Origin of the sequence: Companilactobacillus kimchii DSM 13961 = JCM 10707 (genome assembly GCF_001435445.1) — a bacterium.
In the GTDB taxonomy this organism is placed as follows: Bacteria; Bacillota; Bacilli; order Lactobacillales; family Lactobacillaceae; genus Companilactobacillus; species Companilactobacillus kimchii.
In genome coordinates this window covers 26,678-43,959 of sequence record NZ_AZDH01000001.1, presented here as the reverse complement: position 1 = coordinate 43,959, position 17,282 = coordinate 26,678, and the positions used below count along the sequence as shown (strand labels likewise).

18 protein-coding genes and 1 tRNA gene are annotated in these 17,282 nt (G+C 34.5%); 13 read left to right on the top strand and 6 right to left on the bottom strand.

All coding sequences use genetic code 11. The features are described from left to right. Positions 1-36: 36 nt before the first annotated feature. Entirely contained in the window at positions 37-402 is a 366-nt protein-coding gene (locus tag FC97_RS00210; protein ID WP_056967599.1) for a winged helix-turn-helix transcriptional regulator, read from the bottom strand. Between the two features lie 195 nt (positions 403-597). On the opposite strand from FC97_RS00210, the gene FC97_RS00205 reads away from it, so the two are divergent. Genes FC97_RS00205 through FC97_RS00190 form a run of 4 tightly spaced genes read left to right on the top strand, consistent with a single transcriptional unit; the run spans position 598 to position 3,864 of the window. Beyond that, entirely contained in the window at positions 598-1,719 is a 1,122-nt protein-coding gene (locus FC97_RS00205) for an NADH-dependent flavin oxidoreductase (protein ID WP_087882328.1), read from the top strand. A 21-nt stretch (positions 1,720-1,740) separates the two neighbouring features. Then, entirely contained in the window at positions 1,741-2,610 is an 870-nt protein-coding gene (locus tag FC97_RS00200) for an alpha/beta hydrolase (protein WP_054642612.1), read from the top strand. Between the two features lie 9 nt (positions 2,611-2,619). Next, positions 2,620-2,982, top strand: a complete 363-nt coding sequence (locus tag FC97_RS00195; protein WP_054642611.1) for a tautomerase family protein — start codon at positions 2,620-2,622, stop codon at positions 2,980-2,982. Positions 2,983-2,985: 3 nt separating this feature from the next. Next, a complete protein-coding gene (locus tag FC97_RS00190; RefSeq protein WP_056967597.1) occupies positions 2,986-3,864 on the top strand; it encodes a DsbA family protein in 879 nt (292 codons plus the stop codon). A 314-nt stretch (positions 3,865-4,178) separates the two neighbouring features. Here FC97_RS00190 and FC97_RS00185 read toward each other — a convergent pair whose 3' ends face one another. The 4 genes from FC97_RS00185 to FC97_RS00170 form a co-directional block, all read right to left on the bottom strand. Further along, entirely contained in the window at positions 4,179-4,925 is a 747-nt protein-coding gene (locus FC97_RS00185; RefSeq protein ID WP_056967595.1) for a hypothetical protein, read from the bottom strand. Between the two features lie 16 nt (positions 4,926-4,941). Continuing rightward, complete coding sequence (locus tag FC97_RS00180) at positions 4,942-5,664, bottom strand: hypothetical protein (RefSeq protein WP_056967593.1); 723 nt, start codon at positions 5,662-5,664, stop codon at positions 4,942-4,944. Beyond that, positions 5,661-6,515, bottom strand: a complete 855-nt coding sequence (locus tag FC97_RS00175; RefSeq protein WP_054642606.1) for an ABC transporter ATP-binding protein — start codon at positions 6,513-6,515, stop codon at positions 5,661-5,663. Before FC97_RS00175 ends, FC97_RS00180 begins: the two co-directional genes overlap by 4 nt. Before the next feature lie 104 nt (positions 6,516-6,619). Next, positions 6,620-7,576, bottom strand: a complete 957-nt coding sequence (locus FC97_RS00170) for a LytTR family transcriptional regulator DNA-binding domain-containing protein (RefSeq protein WP_054642605.1) — start codon at positions 7,574-7,576, stop codon at positions 6,620-6,622. A gap of 186 nt (positions 7,577-7,762) precedes the next feature. Between FC97_RS00170 and FC97_RS00165 the strand changes: the two genes are divergently transcribed. Both FC97_RS00165 and FC97_RS00160 read left to right on the top strand, forming a co-directional pair. Continuing rightward, positions 7,763-8,134 carry a YbgA family protein gene (locus FC97_RS00165; protein ID WP_025086119.1) on the top strand — a complete coding sequence of 124 codons (372 nt, stop codon included), beginning with the start codon at positions 7,763-7,765 and terminating at the stop codon, positions 8,132-8,134. A 4-nt stretch (positions 8,135-8,138) separates the two neighbouring features. Beyond that, the gene (locus tag FC97_RS00160) at positions 8,139-8,504 is read left to right on the top strand and encodes a TIGR02328 family protein (protein ID WP_054642604.1); all 366 of its coding nucleotides are present in this window, start codon (positions 8,139-8,141) and stop codon (positions 8,502-8,504) included. A 313-nt stretch (positions 8,505-8,817) separates the two neighbouring features. On the opposite strand, the gene FC97_RS00155 is transcribed toward FC97_RS00160, so the two are convergent. Then, positions 8,818-8,890, bottom strand: a tRNA-Lys gene (locus tag FC97_RS00155). A gap of 181 nt (positions 8,891-9,071) precedes the next feature. Between FC97_RS00155 and yycF the strand changes: the two genes are divergently transcribed. From yycF to rlmH, 7 genes are all read left to right on the top strand, one after another. Then, on the top strand, positions 9,072-9,773 hold the full coding sequence (yycF, locus tag FC97_RS00150) for a response regulator YycF (RefSeq protein ID WP_054642603.1): 702 nt from the start codon (positions 9,072-9,074) through the stop codon (positions 9,771-9,773). A gap of 340 nt (positions 9,774-10,113) precedes the next feature. Then, a complete protein-coding gene (walK, locus tag FC97_RS00145; protein ID WP_056955973.1) occupies positions 10,114-12,012 on the top strand; it encodes a cell wall metabolism sensor histidine kinase WalK in 1,899 nt (632 codons plus the stop codon). Continuing rightward, positions 12,002-13,315 (top strand): YycH family regulatory protein, encoded by a 1,314-nt coding sequence (locus FC97_RS00140; RefSeq protein WP_054642761.1) that lies wholly within the window; start codon positions 12,002-12,004, stop codon positions 13,313-13,315. The genes walK and FC97_RS00140 overlap by 11 nt, the downstream gene beginning before the upstream one ends. After that, positions 13,316-14,131 carry a two-component system regulatory protein YycI gene (locus FC97_RS00135; RefSeq protein ID WP_054642602.1) on the top strand — a complete coding sequence of 272 codons (816 nt, stop codon included), beginning with the start codon at positions 13,316-13,318 and terminating at the stop codon, positions 14,129-14,131. Further along, complete coding sequence (locus FC97_RS00130) at positions 14,103-14,927, top strand: MBL fold metallo-hydrolase (RefSeq protein WP_227005313.1); 825 nt, start codon at positions 14,103-14,105, stop codon at positions 14,925-14,927. Before FC97_RS00135 ends, FC97_RS00130 begins: the two co-directional genes overlap by 29 nt. An 89-nt stretch (positions 14,928-15,016) precedes the next feature. Further along, entirely contained in the window at positions 15,017-16,402 is a 1,386-nt protein-coding gene (locus tag FC97_RS00125) for a S1C family serine protease (RefSeq protein ID WP_082397506.1), read from the top strand. A 394-nt stretch (positions 16,403-16,796) separates the two neighbouring features. Next, entirely contained in the window at positions 16,797-17,276 is a 480-nt protein-coding gene (gene rlmH, locus FC97_RS00120; RefSeq protein ID WP_025085807.1) for a 23S rRNA (pseudouridine(1915)-N(3))-methyltransferase RlmH, read from the top strand. Positions 17,277-17,282 lie beyond the last annotated feature (6 nt).

Sequence of the window (17,282 nt, the reverse complement as noted above, 5' to 3'; positions counted from 1 at the left end):
TATATGCGATTGATTAAAAGATAAAATGCTTTCTTGCTATTCTTCGTGAGCGGCGTGTAGTTTTTGGCCCCAGTCAAAAAGTTCCTCCATGGTATAAACGAGATCTTTTCCTAGATCAGTTAGGTGGTATGTAACTGAAGGTGGAACTGTGCCATCGCTGTGTCGAAGAATGAGACCATCATCTTCTAGTTCACGCAAGCTTTTCGTTAGCATTGTATTAGTGATGCCACCGACCATGCGCTTTAAATGATTATAATGTTGGCCGTCATCTAAGATTAATTTCCAGAGGATAGGAATCTTCCATTTCGATCCAATAATGCTCATTGAATATGTAATTGGACAATATTCTGGCATTTTTTCATTTAACTGTTCAGCCTTGTTCTCAAAGGTTTTTTGATCCATTTTTTATCTCCTTTGGCGTACATTATTTTAAGGAAGAAAAATGTGCGTACTTGTTTTTATATTTCCTGAACATTATTATAACCTAGCAATCAAGTTAAGGGTACTAATTCCTTAATTTAAATTTTGAAAGATTGAAATGAGCTTTGCAGGCCAATTTTTCCGGTTTGCTCCGCTCTCTACTTAAGGAGATTTCTGATGAATAAAAAATATGAACCATTATTTGAACCATACACTCTTAATAACGGAGTAGAAATCAAGAATCGTTTAACGGTTGCTCCATTGACTATTTATGATTCTGGTGAAAATGGAGAATTGACTGATAACGCAAGACGTTTTTGGAAAGACAGATTCCGAGGATTCGGATTATTTATTGTCCCATTCACTAACGTACAGAATAGTGGAGTAGGTTTTGAATCTCCTAATGCTATTACAGGTAAAGACCTTCCAACTTTAAAAGAATACGCTCGAATTTCTCATGAACAAGGTGCTAAAGCTGTTATTCAGCTATCACATTCAGGTATTAGAGCTGACCGAGAAATGACTAAAGGTGAAAATATTGTAGCCCCAACTAGCAACTATTATATGGGAGCTCACGAAATGACAGATAGTGAAGTTCGTCAAACCATCCAAGCTTTTGCTAATGCTACAGAGATGGCTATTGAAGCTGGACTAGATGGTGTGGAAATTCATGGTGCTAACGGCTGGTTGATACAACAGTTTGTTTCAGCAACTTATAACCATAGATCAGACCATTGGGGTGGCACAATGGAGAAACGCTTTAATTTTCCTTTGGAGATAATTGATGCCGTTGATGCTGTAAAACAAAAAATGAATAGACTTGATTTCATTGTTGGATACAGATTTTCACCAGAAGAACCAGGCGATGATGGTCTAACAATGAAAGAAACATTAGCTTTGATTGATCGTTTAATGGAAAAACCATTACAGTATCTGCATGTATCTCTTTGGGGATTTTATCATAAGGTTCGTCGTGGTCCTGGGGCCGATAAAGATCTTACTAGAATGCAAGTACTTCATGAACATATTAATGGTCGTTTACCTCTAATTGGGGTAGGTAAATTATACACAGCTGATGAAATGATTGAAGCTTATAAAACTGGTTGGGCTGAATTCATTGCTTTAGGAAAGACGGTTATGTTGAATCCTAATTTGATTGACTTAATTAAGTCAGGTCGAGAATTTGAAATTCAAACCAAATTTGATTGGGCCAGGGCAGATTTTTACCGTTATACACCGGCAATGTTGTACGGAACCCTTCAAGGAATGGACTTTTATCCGTTAGCCAAGCAAAAGTAAATTTTAAGGTAGAAATATATTATGAAAGAAATAATCGTATCAACAAGAACAGGGACTTCGTTAGGAGGAGTTCTTTTCTCTAAAAATAATTCAAAGTGGTTAGTTATTGCGATAACAGGGGTTCACGGGAATTTTTATTCTAATCCGTTTTATTACAATATCGGAGATACACTTGCAGATAATGGAATTGATTTTTTATATGCACCAACACGTGATGCTTATGGACAAATTGAAAGTAAAAATCAATTAACCCAAAGGAAGGAAATTCTTGGTTCTTGGAACGAAGATTTTAATCGAGGGGATGATGATATTGAAGCGTATATTAATTTTGCCCAACAGGAAGGCTACCAACATATTGTTCTGGCTGGTCATTCATTAGGTTCAAATAAAGTTATTCATTATCTTGCTAACAATGAGGATAAAAGAATAGATGATTTTATCTTACTGAGCCCAGCTAATCTGGGACATTTAACAAGCGTCGTATCTGATCCTCAAAAAGCGGTAATAAACCAGCAATTGAGGACTGGACTGGGGCAGACTATGTTGCCCTTTGATTTATTGGGATGGCTACCATGTACAGCTGATACAGCATATCAATGGTTATATTCCGATATTTTGGATAATGTGCATGACAAAAAGAATGCCGATTTTTCTCAAGTAGAACGTATAAGTAAGCATGGAGCATTATTCATCGGTACCTTGGATTGTTTTACGAAAGGTAATCCTGTTAAATTTTTGAAAAATATCAATAATCATATGGCATCTTCAGAATACAATCAGTTGATATTTATTGAGGGCACAGGTCACACCTATCAAGAAAAAGAACAAGAGTTAGCCGATAAAATACTTGAAGTTGTTACAAATTGGCAAGGACAGATAGAGAAGAATTGAGGAAGAAAAATGCCTTTTATTATTACAAAAACCAATACAAAAATAACTGATGCCCAAGAAAATAGTTTGAAAAAAGGTTTGGGAAAAGCAATTGAATATGTTCCTGGAAAAAGTGAACAAGCATTAATGTTAGATTTTGAAGAAAAAAGTCATCTTTACATTAGGGGTGAGAAATCAGTGCCAATGGCATATATAGATGTATCAATTTTTGGTAATCCTAGCCATGCTGGCTATGCTGAATTATCGCAAGCAATCACAATATTATTCAATAAAGTTTTGGGGATCGAACCGGAAAATATTTTTATTGATTATAAAGATATTCCAATATGGGGAGTAAATGGATGGGCTTTTGAACAGCCGAAAGAGGGGTAGACTATGAATGATAAATTATTTATTACAACTTTTACTGATCCTATGATGGGATTGTCATATGAGAGTATGCCAACTTTTAGAAAATTAGAGACACATTTTGGAGATAAAATAGTTTTTAACACCAAAATGGCCGGATTAGTGAAGAATGTATACGATCTCGTCGACTATAATGATTTAAAGCTGTATGGGAAAAAAGTAGCGTTGAACAAGTACAAAGCTAAATTGGCAGAGATTTATTTACAGGAGGAAAGGATTGCACATCTTCCTATAATTATGAATAACTTCAGACTTTTTGATGAGGAGCATACGTCTTCTTTACCATTGAATCGAGCCTATAAGGCTGTTGAACTACTAGATAAAACTAAGAGTGAGCAATTTCTTTATAACCTTCGTTACTCTACCGTGGTTGAAACTAATCCTACAACTCATACAGATGAGTTAGTGAAAGTGGCCGTTAAAACGGGTTTACCAAAAGACCAATTTTTGAAGGCATATGAGAGTAAAAAAAGCCAAGAAGCATTAGATAAAGATTTTGAAATATTTAAAATTTTAAATATCAATACCTTGCCAACTTATTTATTACAATATAAGGATCAAGCTGCATTGATAACTTCGTTGGCTAAATATGAAGATTTCATTCAAGTTATAAATAAATTAACGAAGAAAGAAATTAGAGGGAAAAGAACTAAGCCAACCGTGCAAAATATCTATGATTTTATCAAAAAACATCCGGTTATCTCGTCTAATGAAATGATAGAAGCATTCAGATTGAAAGATAATGATGAATTGTTGGGAATAATAGCTCCCTTAGTTAATAAATCGAAAATCAGTTTCAAAAAAGTAAAAAGTAGTTACTTTATTGAAAAAAATAACGAAAGTTAAAACTTATGCTTCATAATTGTTCTAAACAAAAAGGTATTCATATTAACCTGTTAGCGGTTCTTACCCAAATTTAGTAGAAATATGCCGTCGTCTGCAAAAAGTCTGTGGGCCACTGGTTCCTTGGTTCTAATATTAGCGAGTAAAACTGCCGTATTTTGGAATTTTTAACTCCTTATATCCAAATGAAATTTTTAAATTAAAAGAACAGCTTCCATTAAGTGTTCAAGGCATACGTTATGCGTTTGAATATCCCTCAATAGAAGCCGTTCTTATTTTTTTACTGATTATATTAGGTTAACTAGCATGTTTATACTTTAGGAGAATTTTGGATTGAATTTTTGAAAGAGATTCTCCTTTTTAGTTAAGGCGAGAAGAATTCTCTGTTGATCATACACGTCGACGCCTTGATAAGTGAATATTGTAACTAAATTTAGAAGGTTTTCTTCAAAAGATACATTGAGATCTATGGATAACTCTTGATTATTTTTCAGAGTACAGACTAATTGAAAAATATCTGGATTGATGTCGAAGGGACTGGTACGGGGTCTTGTTCGATAAATAATGTTAATGTGATCGATATCTTGGTATGGAATTGTTCGTTGAGTGATAGGAATTATGTGGAGCAGCTGGGCAAGCTTAGTAGTGCCAGAAGAGCTGAATATATTTATTTTGAGACCATTCCTATTGATTAACCAATAATCGTTAAAACAACTAGGTAATGTTACGAATAGGCCTATTAATAGTACTAATAAAAAGACCCAGAAAGGTTGATGGCCAAAGCCGGTGAATAGAAGACTAACAAAAATAATTAAGATAATAGAAAAGATCACTCGTTTTAATTTGATTGGTTGACCGAATTGAAAATCATCAGCTACTACTGGTGGGGTCAAACTAACCTTTTGTTTAGAAAATCGAATAATTTTTTGAGCCAAAGCTTTATTAGGGTAAAGCTGCTTGCTCTTAATTAATTCAACTTTAGCGATAGAAATATCCAGTCGATTGGATATTTCTTGATTGGAAAAACCGAATGTCTTTAAAATTTCACTAAAATCTATTAACATAATAAATTCCTCCAGACTAGTCGAAACGTTTGTATCTGTAAGCATAAATTAGGACAACAGAAAAAATAATTAACCAGACTATCAAAACGCCAACGTCAGATGAACTCCAGGTAAATCTATGCTTGAGTAAACTCTGATTAATAAATTTGGCGATTACTCCTGAGTATAAAAAATCGGATATAGCGGAAATAGTTTTGTTAAAGCCCTTAAACATAGGAATGAAAGTGAAAATAACGGTAGGTAATAGGCTTAAAACACCAGCACTGGTTTGATTGTGAGAAAAAATTCCAACTGTGAAACCTACTAAGATACTGATGATAGTACAGACAATAGTGATAACTAAATAATTAATGATAGATACTTGTCGCCAAGAAGTACCACTTAAAGGCACGAGAATAATACTTACTAAGGTAAGAATTAAAAGTGAAGGCAGCAAACTCCCGATAAAATATTCAGTAGCATTGACTGATGAAGTCATTAAAACTCTTAGGGTGTGATGTTCTTTTTCTTCAGCAATTGGATAAGACCCAAACATGATTCCACCCATTGTTGTATTTAGGATGATCCCCATATTTAAAGTTAGGGCTCTAAGAGAGAGAAGATTGGACGGGAAAAAGTTTTTAAAAGCGATAACGTATCCGATTGCCATCAACGGTGCCATGAGTAATGAAAAGTTTTTCAAAATTAGTTGTAATCTCAAGATAAAAATTGCATTTATTTTTCGTATTGATATATTCATTTTAGTTTTCTCCCCGTTACTTCTAAAAAAATGTCTTCTAAAGTTGGTTCGCAGGAATGAATAGTCTGTAGTTCGCCGTTTTCCATCCACCAATTGATCTTCTGCCGTGTTTCGTCGGAATCAGTTAATTTCAGTACAGTATTACCTTTTAAAAGAATTTTGTATTGAATTTTTTTGTTGTACTTCAAACTTAAAGCTTGTGGAGATCCTATTTCAGCAATCTTTCCATTGTTTAGAAGAGCCACTCGATCGCAAAGTTTGGCGGCCTCATTCATATTGTGTGTAGTCAGAAAAACGGTAGTACCAAAATTTTTTAATTCTAAGATCAATTGATGAATTTTTTGAGTTGTACCGGGATCAATACCGTTTGTCGGTTCGTCCAGAAAAAGTATTTGAGGACGATTGAGGATGGCTCGTGCCAAAATTAGTCTTTGTTTCATACCTTGTGAGAATTTTTTGACTAATTTCTTTCTATCATTATATAGATTGACTCGTTTTAACAAAGAATCAATACTCATTTTATCAACGTTAAAGATACGAGCAAAGGTCCTTAAATTATCATAAGCAGAGAGACTTTCATACAAACCACTGTCGTGCGTTACGACACCGATATGTTCATAAATATCCTCTTTAAAGTAGTAGCTATTGTTTCCTAAAACGGTGGCGGTGCCGGAATTTGCGACGAGTTGTCCTGTGAGAATTTTGATAGTTGTTGTTTTACCGGCCCCAGAAGGACCTAAGAAACCAAAAATCTCACCATTTTGGATTGAAAAATCAAGATTCTTTAAAGCTGTTTGGTCGCCGAAGTTTTTATAGAGATGTTTAACTTCTATTATTGGTGCGGTTGCCATGTTGTTTCCTCCCTTGTTTTTACAAACATAGAATACAAGGAAAGAACAAATAAGTTTTCAAAAATTAGCGAGTTGTGGAAGAGATGGGCTGAAATGTACCCACGTTATTGAAGTAGATCCTTGAGTTGATCCAATTTGGCTCGAGATAAAGGAAGGGTTTCTTTACTATTTTTTAAAATCAAGGTGTAGCTATTTTTGGAATAACTGATCAGTTCTGAAATGCGTTGCAAGTTTACGAGATAGGAACGGTGACATCTGAAAAAGCCGAAGTGAATAAGTTTCTTTTCGAGTTCTTCCATTGTTAAAGGGGAAGGAAAATATTCAGAATTGACGGAAAAATTGCTGACACCATTGATACTTTCGATGAAGTCGATTTCGTTAGGACTGAAAAAAATTGTTTTATCATCAAGGTGACTGGAGAGACGGAAGACATTTTGTGGTTTAGTGGAATCTTTATCTAGTTCTAAATCAATCTTCTCGAATTGGTGGTCGATACATTGATATATGGTAGAACTCAATTGTAGGAGTTCCTCCATATATGATGAAATAACGATAACAGTTGATTTCTGACGAACGACTTCTAAGGCTTTGAGATAAGATTTGACTCCTTCGTTTGATAAGTCTCTTAGGGGACTTTCAATAAAAACTAAGTCTGGTTGTGAAAGGGCAATCCGAAAAAGATGCAACCTTTCAATTTGATCAGTAGTGAGAGCGGTGGTTTTCATCGTCAAATTATCTCCTAAAGAAAACTGAGGTGCCAGCCTCTTTATGTCGACGTGTTGATTGGCTATATGATTAAAGAATTGAAGGTAACTTTTAACGGTCATTTTTTGATAAATACCATCGTTATAACGCTTAATTGAGATATTATGGGTGTGATTGATAATTGAGCCAGAGCTGGGCAGAGTATTTTGTTCCAATAAATCAAAGAAGGTAGCTGATTCAATGTGAGACATCTTTAAACCAATTTTTTCTTTTGGATTAATTTTTAAAGAAATATTATTGAAGATCCTTTGATTCTTGATCTGTTTAGCAACATTTTCGAATTCGATTAAATTCATTTCTCGCTCCACAATTGAGATTTTAATAGCAATTTAATTTTAGCAAAGACTGTCTCTTTTAGTTGGCTTTCTTACAAAGAGTCGTTAAATTATATTTAAAAATTCAATTTCTTGTACTCAAAGCATAATGTATATATGATTTGAATTTATAGAATAATAAACCATTATACAAAGGTGTTGATAATTATTAATTGGCAAGAAGAGTGGGCATATAACAAATATTGGGTAATGTCAAAATCCCAAAAGGCGTATGATCAAATTCGATTGATGGCTAAAAACAATGAATGGTCTAAAGCTAAGGAAACAGAGCTTGAAAGAATTATAAAATCTTTAGAAAATGTTGAACCTACAAAGAAAACATTAACCAATGTTTATCAACATATTTGGGGTTACTTTAAAAAAATATGTACTGATTCTGAAAGAAAAGAATATGTTAAATTGATTGCATCTTTAGAACCAGAAGACGACCAATTGGGGCTTTTCCTAAGAGATCTGACTTATAAGTATCAAATAAAGTATCTTATGCAATCAAGAATAATAAGGGAATTGGAAAAATAATAACATGAGATTATGGCATGAAGAGTTAATTTCAAAGTTACCTAGACAACAATTACTAGGCCAACATAGAGAAATTGCAGCCCTTAGGGGTAACGGCTGGGGTAAAAAGCATTCTACGGTGGACTATGTTTTTAAGTATTCTCCTTATAAGCTATATCAATTTCACCTATTGGTCATGAATGAGATGATTAGTCGTGGATATAGACCTAATGATAATTGGTTTGATCCGAATTATAGAGGAATACATTGTGAGCCATATAATAAATTGGAAGAAATACCTGATACATGTCCCATATATCCTGAACATAATGATGCATATTTAAAAAAGTGTGTTGATAATTTGAAGGAAAAAGGGATTTCTATTCAGTGAAATTATCTAAGATGATAGCTAATGTTGAATTTAGTTAAATAATCGTAAAACTTCAAAAGTTTAGACGATTATTTTTTTGATTAAATTTTAAGATTCTAATTACCAATTGAAGAGTGAAGCTATTTTATAAATTATTACTTCACATTATCATGAAGTTAGCTACTGTCATTAATTTGTTATCTTGCTACGTCTTTGAAGAAAGTGTTAATATAAATAACTGCTAGTTCCATTACTAACAGTTTTTGTTTGAAAAAAGAAGACACTAAAAAACCGATCATGATTTTCATCATAATCGGTTAAGCGATAATTGCTATGGGTGGTTGGGGGATCGAACCCCAGACCCACGGATTAAGAGTCCGTTGCTCTGCCAGCTGAGCTAACCACCCATGAATTTCAATTGATTGATAAGTTGTTTCCCTCTCAACCAACGAGATATATCTTACCATAGGCTCCAAATTTATGGCAAGTACTTTTTTAAAAAAAGTTCAAAAAATTTAAGGTAGCTTTATGGAGATTTTGTTTTAATGGTAAATAACTAGTATAATAACCGTGTCAAGGAGATATAAAATGGCTAAAAAAATTCTAGTAGTAGATGATGAAAAACCAATTTCCGATATTGTTAAATATAATTTGGAAAATGAAGGCTACGAAGTCATAACTGCTTTTGATGGACAAGAGGCTTTAGATAAGGTGGATGAAGATAATCCAGATTTGATTCTACTAGATCTAATGCTCCCAGTTATTGATGGTCTTGAAGTAGCTAGAACTATCAGAAAAACTAAAGATACTCCAATCATTATGTTAACAGCTAAGGATACTGAGATTGATAAAGTCATTGGCCTAGAACTCGGGGCTGATGATTACGTTACAAAACCATTCTCAAATAGAGAATTAGTTGCTCGTGTTAAAGCACGTCTTAGATCACAAAGTCATATGCAGAGTGATGATAAGAAGACTAGTGAAATTAAAATCGGTGATCTAACCATCCTTCCCGATGCATATACAGTAACTAAAAATGGAAAAGAAATTGAATTAACACACCGTGAATTTGAGCTATTACACTATTTAGCTCAACATATAGGACAAGTAATGAAGCGTGAACACTTACTTCAAACTGTTTGGGGATACGATTATTTTGGTGACGTTAGAACAGTTGATGTTACCGTAAGACGTCTACGTGAGAAAATTGAGAATAATCCTAGTCAACCAGAATGGTTAATGACCAGACGTGGAGTTGGATATTATTTGAGAGATCCTGATGGAGAATAGAGAGGGCGCAGTAAGGGCGCTCAGCCCACGAGGATTTGCCTAAGTATCGAAATTGCACGGCGTTTTATGCGTGCGATTCCGATACTGTAGCAAACCGCAATGGATTGCCCTCACGGAGCCCATTTGCAGTAGCATAAGCAAATAAATCGTAGAATGAAAAACAGCAGCTGCAAATAAACGAAACCAACAATACAACCATCAAAAGAAATCGAATAATTTCATCATTGAAAATAAAAATAAAATAAAAAACTGATTGGCATATAAAAATGTCAGTCAGTTTTTTTGTTATCTGGATAGCTGTATAATGTAGCTAAGTCTGTATTGTTTAGGTGGAAGTATTGTGAAAAATAGATTTGCTTTTTTACATTCAATTAATTTTAAAATCGGATTATCTTTTATCTTGATTCTTATAGTCACAATTGAAATCATTGGGGCCTATTTTGTACGTCAATTGGAAGATCAGAACGTGGCAAACTTTGAAACTTCTGTTTCTATTCCAGCGTATACATTGAATCAGATTTCAGAGAATTTGACTGATAATGATGATCATACGCGTGATAATATCAGCAATGCAATTCAAGATTATTCGCGAGTTAGTACTGATATTACTGACGTACAGGTTATTGATCGAAGCGGAATTATTGTAGGGGCCAAGGATTCCGAAAGTAATAGTATTATCGGTACACAAACTTTGAAGGATAATATCAAGCAGAGTATTCGGACGGATAAGAGGATTACACAAATTTATTACGAAAGAGATAACGGTAGTTCTTACGAGTCAATAGTGCCAGTGACATCTCCAGATAATAGTACAGTTGTGGGAGCAATTTATGTTCGTGCCAGCATGGAATCAGTTTATACCGGCATTAATAACATTATTTTGATTTTCTTAACAGCTTCTCTAGTGGCTGGGCTTTTAGGTGCTGTGATTGCTATTTTCATTTCTCGAGCAATTACTAGACCAATCGATGAAATGAAGCAGCAGGCCGTTCGTATGGCTGAAGGAGACTATTCTGGTCAGGTCCGTGTTTATTCACCTGATGAGTTAGGACAATTGGCTATGGCTGTTAATGATCTGTCGGTTAAAGTCGAAGAAGCGACTGAGAACTCGGAATCTGAACGACGAAGGTTGGATAGCGTTTTGACGCAAATGTCCGATGGTGTTATTGCGACAAATCGTCTCGGTAACATAACGGTCATTAATGAGATGGCACAAGAGTTCTTGGATAAAGATGAGGACGAAGCCATTGGTCAACCGTTAGTCGATATTTTGGGGATTAAAGATCGGACGAGTTTTGACGATTTGTTGGAGAATCCTGATCCGATGGTAATTGAAACCAATGACTCGAACGAGGATTATGATGATGCCAATGGCGATAATTCATTGATCTTGAATGCTGATTTTTCATTGATCCAAAGAAACAGTGGTTTCATTAGTGGTATGGTTTGTGTCCTACATGATGTTACTGAACAACAAAAGATCGATAGTGAACGTCGTCAATTTGTTTCCAATGTTTCTCATGAGTTGAGAACTCCATTAACAAGTATTAGTAGTTACATTGATGCTTTGAATAATGGTGCTTGGAAAGATCAAAAATTGGCACCACAGTTCTTGGGTGTTACTGCCGAAGAAACTGATCGTATGATCCGAATGATCAAAGATCTGTTGAGCTTGTCACGAATGGATCAAGGCCGTTCGAAATTGGATAAAGAACTAGTTAACTTTAACGAATTTTTCTCATATATTCTGGATCGCTTTGATATGATGTTGAAAAAAGAGAAGGCTGATGCTAAGGAAAATGGTTCTAAGATTGCCAAGAATTATCGAATCAAACGTATTTTTACTAGTAAAGATTTGTGGGTAGAAATTGATACCGATAAGATGACACAAGTAATTGATAATATTATGAATAATGCCATCAAGTATTCACCAGATGGTGGTGTTATTACATGCCGTTTGTTGGAAACTAATAAGCATATTATTATTAGTATTTCTGATGAAGGATTGGGTATTCCTAGAAAGGATATCAAGAAGGTCTTCGAGCGTTTCTATCGTGTTGATAAAGCACGTTCTAGAAAACAAGGTGGTACTGGACTCGGACTTTCTATCTCCAAAGAAATCGTTGAACAACACAAAGGTAGAATTTGGGTAAATAGTGCCGAAGGTAAGGGATCAACATTCTACATTTCCCTACCATTTGACCCTAACGAGACAGGAGGAGAATGGGATGAAGTTTAGTCGCTTGATCATTCAGATCTTATTAGTCATTGCCGTTATAACGAGTATCGTACTCTCATTCTTTATATGGACTAATACGGCTCGTTATCAACGAGGACGCAACATTGACGTTACGTCGACACAATCGAATAAAAATGAAGTACCAATTAATCAAGTCATTAGTGCCACATCGGTAATTTGGCATGATGATGAAGATCAAAAGTTAATTTATAACAGTAACGATAATATTGCTTTAAGTATTCAAAAGATTATGCAGGATTGGAAAATTGATAGTCCTAAATTGGTTTCTAAAAAGGATGGAGCTTACTATCAAAAGATTATCCAATCAAAAGATGTTATTCAGTTAGTTTATCCAACTTCAATTTCAACAAGCATTTTGGGTTATTTGCTAAATAACAATAGTTTACGCAATGACAAGTCATATTCTTTCAATCGAATTTTGATTAATTTGAAGGATAAGAAGGATAGTAATATCTACTTGGCCAATGACAATAATTACGCTGTTTATAAGGCACCAGTCAGAAATGCGACATCTGATCCAATTTCTAAATTAGTTAAGAAAGCCAATATCAATCTGAAGATTCGTTTAAACATTATGAAACATGGTGTTTTCACTTTCTATACAGAGCCTATCAAGTTGAAATCTTACTCATATGTAATCAGCAGTAAAGATGACGGCGAGTATACAACAGCATTATTCGATTCAAATACCAATGGATTGGTCACTTCTGAAGATAATGGCGTTTATACCTATAATTACGGTGAATCAAAACGTCTAGTTTCAGATCACAATTCAGGTGAATTGAGTTTTGAGGACTATACAGATACCTCAGTTCCTAAGACTCAACTGGCTTTCTTGCAACGTGGTTATCAAAAAGTGGTTAATCTTCAAAATTCTATTTCTAACTTACGTTTGTATAGTGCCAATTGGAAAGACAAGAATCTTGTTTTCAGAGAATATGTTGAAGGCTTTCCAATTTTCAAAAAGAGTGAATTTGGTTCAATTCGAATTAAATTTAGTCGTAAAGGGAGTACAGAACATTTTCTAAATAAAGTACTAGAAGTCCCAGTTCCTTCAGATCAGGCCTCAACTAAATTGAAATCAACAAGTGATATTTTCAAAGGCCTTGAGAAAGCAGGTTATTCACCTAATGATGTCCAAAATATTGAAGTCGGATATCAATGGGAAAGTGAAGCCGATAATGAAAAAGTTGTCGATTTGAAGCCAACTTATTATATTAAGATTGAAAATCACTGGAAACCATATAGCGATTGGGCAAATGAAGTTGCGGAGGATGAATAGATGGATTTTAGAAGAATTGAAGCAATTTTCTTAATCGTTTTTTTCTCATTAGATATCTTTTTATTCTTGTCATTTCGAAACAGTCAACAGTTGGTCAGCAGTTCCAGTACTAATACTTCAACCGTTACGGAAATGAGAAAGCGTAATATCAGTTTTGGAACTTTGGATACCAAGAATGGTAGTGCTTATTATTTAGGTTCACAGCCGGATAATTCTTTGGCTCAAAACGTTAATAAATTACGTAATCAAGAAGTTCAATATGATGAAACTAGTCGTAAACTTACAAGTAGTTTAAATAGTACTATTGCCGTTACAACGGAAGACAGACAAAAAATAATGGATAAATTCATTAAGAAAGATTCAAATGTGTTATTTGGTAGCGATTATAAATATGCACCACAATTGTCGACAACTTCGCAAATGGTTTATGTGGGAACTTCCAAGTTAGGTGAAATTTATGATAAGACTTGTCAGCTGACCTTTACAATTGAAAGTGGTCGAGTTGTTAGTTATACTCAAACTCATGTTAAGTCGATGATTATTTTGCATGAAAGTCAGACGATCAAGAGTGAAAAAGAAGTTATTACTAATCTGTATGCTAATTCCGAAATACCAAACAACTCCAAGATTTCTTACGCAAACTTAGCTTATACGAAGTTATTGGTAGCCAAAAATAGCACTATTTACATTCCGGTTTGGTTTGTAACGATTAGAAATAAAGATAGTAAAGTAAGTTCTATTAAGAAGGTTAATGCCTTTACGGGCAATATTATAAAGAATTCAACAAATGGAGATAACAGTTACAATGCCCAATGATGATAGTTTAAAAATTAGTGTGCTTGCTAGCAGCAGCTCAGGTAACGCTACATATATTGAGACTCCGAAACATCATGTTTTAGTTGATGCGGGTCTTTCAGGTAAAAAGATTAAAGAGGCAATGGAGAGTATCGGTAAAGATATCAATACCGTTGATTCATTGTTCGTAACCCATGAACATACTGATCATATTAAAGGTGTTGGTGTTTTAGCTAGAAGATATAATTTGAATGTTTATGCCAATCAAAAGACGTGGCAAGCAATGTTGCCTAAGATTGGTAAAGTACCTGAAGATGAAATCAATGTCTTTGAACACAACAAGATTATGTCTTTAGATGACTTAGATATTGAAAGTTTCGCCGTTTCACATGATGCAGCTGATCCACAATTTTATAAGTTTTATCATAATGGCAAGGAATTTGTTATTTTAACTGATACTGGTTATGTTTCTGAACGTGTTCAAAAGACAATTGAGAATGCTGATGGTTATTTGTTGGAATGCAACCATGATGTAGAAATGCTACGCGAAGGCTTTTATCCATGGCCATTGAAACAAAGAATCCTTAGCGAAAAGGGTCATCTTTCGAATGAAGATGGTGCTCATACATTGATGGACGTTATCGGTAATAATACTAAACAGATTTATTTGGGTCATTTGAGTCATGAAAATAACACTAAGCAAGTTGCACGTACGGAAGTTACTCAGGTTTTGGAAGATCATGATTTTGCAGTTGGACATGACTTTAAAATCAACGATACCGACCCGGCTGTGGCTGATCCTTTGATTGCCTTGTAGAATTTTATAAATAAATCATATGTAGTTCATAATTTTTTCATAATTGAAAGTTATATTATAGATAAAAAATATGGGGAGTGAATAATTACATGAATAACGATGAAAAAAAGGACAAATCTGAATCAAGAGTAGAAGAAAAGAAGCGTAGTTCTAATGGCAAGGAATCTAGCAACAATTCTTTACTTAAGACAGGAATTGTAGCTTTTATTTCTGCCGCTTTAGGTGTTGTTATTGCCTTCGCAGGGTTCACTTACTTCGGTGGTAGTAATAACTCCTCAAACTCCGCTACAGTTGGAAATACTGCTGGTACGACTCAAGTAAGTAATACCAAGGTGAACACTTCTAGTTCAATGTCGGGTGCTTATAAGAAAGTTAATGGGGCGGTTGTTTCCGTAATTAATCTTCAAAAACAAAAAGAACAATCTAGCAATGGTGATATTTCATCCATTTTTGGAGACTTGTTTGGTGATAGTGGAAGCAGTGATAGTAACTCTTCTGATAATTCACAATCAAGTGATAGTAATTCATCAGATTCCAACTCATCAGATTCTAGTTCAAGTTCTTCTAATAATAGTAAGTTACAAGAATACAGTGAGGGATCAGGTGTAATCTATGCTAAACAAAATGGTAAAGGTTATATCGTAACTAATAACCACGTTGTTTCTGGATCAGACTCTTTGGAAATCATTCTTGAAGATGGTACTAAGGTCGCCGCTAAATTGGTCGGTACTGATTCCACAACTGACTTAGCTGTATTGGAGATTCCTGGTAGTAAAGTACCTGCTACAGCTTCATTTGGTAACTCAGATAACGTAACACCTGGGGACCCAGTAATTGCTATTGGTTCACCATTAGGTAGTGAATACGCTACAACAGTTACTCAAGGTATCATTTCTGCTACAAATAGAACGGTGACAACTCAAGATCAAAATACCGGACAAGCTACGGGTGAAGCCACTGTTCTTCAAACCGATGCTGCGATTAACCCTGGTAATTCAGGTGGTCCATTAGTTAATGCCGCAGGACAAATTGTTGGTATCAACTCAATGAAATTAGCTTCAAGTACTGATGGTTCATCAGTTGAAGGTATGGGCTTCGCTATTCCAAGTAATGAAGTAGTTAAGATCATCAATCAATTGGTTGAAAACGGTAAAGTTGAAAGACCTTCATTGGGTATCAAAGTACTTGACCTAGATCAAATTACAGATGATTCACAATCAAGCTTGAAGTTACCAAGTAGTGTAACTAAGGGTGTGGTTGTCTATAGTACAACAAGTGGTTCTGTAGCTAAGGCCGCTGGTATGAAGAAATACGATGTGATCGTGAAGTTAGGCGATAAAGACGTGAAGTCTGTTGCAGACTTACATACAGCCTTGTACTCGCATTCAATTGGCGATACTGTAAACATTCAATATTACCGTAATGGTAAGTTGAATACAGCTAAAGTACACTTAACAAAGAAAACATCAGATTAATGAAAAAAGACGTGAAAACGGACAAATGCCAGTTTCACGTCTTTTTTTGAACATTTTTTTAGATATATTAATTTTTCTTCGGAAATAAGAAAGACTAATCAACAGGAGTTATCCACAAGTGTGAATAACATGTGCAAAAGTCGATAAAAATTTGATATAACGTTGTAGAAAAGTTATCCACAATTTTACCCACAGCTGTTAATAACTTTTAACTATACAAAATATCTATTGACTAAAAAGGCTTTATATCAGTAAGGAATGTTGTTACACAAGCTTAGACAAACTTTTATTTTTCGGTGCAAAAATAAATTGTCATGATAATTCGGATTTTAGAAATCATTTGGCAATTAACTGATAGTTTCGTATGATATTTAATTGAGGAGATTTATTAATTATGAATATAAAAATGGTTACCGTTGGTAAGTTAAAAGAAAAGTATTTCAAAGCAGGGATTGCTGAATATGCCAAGCGTTTGGGAGCTTTCTGCAAGTTTCAAATAGTAGAGTGTCCTGACGAAAAAGCGCCAGAAAATCTTAGTGAAGCTCAAGATGAAAAGGTTAAGCAAATTGAAGGCGAACGAATATTAAGTAAAATTAAGGATAAGGAATATGTGATCTTACTTGATTTGCGTGGTAAGGAATTAACTTCAGAGGAAATGGCTAAGAAAATTGACGACTTATCCACATATGGAACAAGTGATATTACTTTTGTAATCGGTGGATCGCTTGGAGTTAGTCCTGAAGTCACAAAACGTGCTGATTATAGTGTTTGTTTTGGTAAATTCACTTTGCCTCATCAATTGATGCGTTTAGTTTTGACTGAACAAATTTATCGTTCATTTATGATTATCAACCATCGTACATACCACAAATAAAATTAC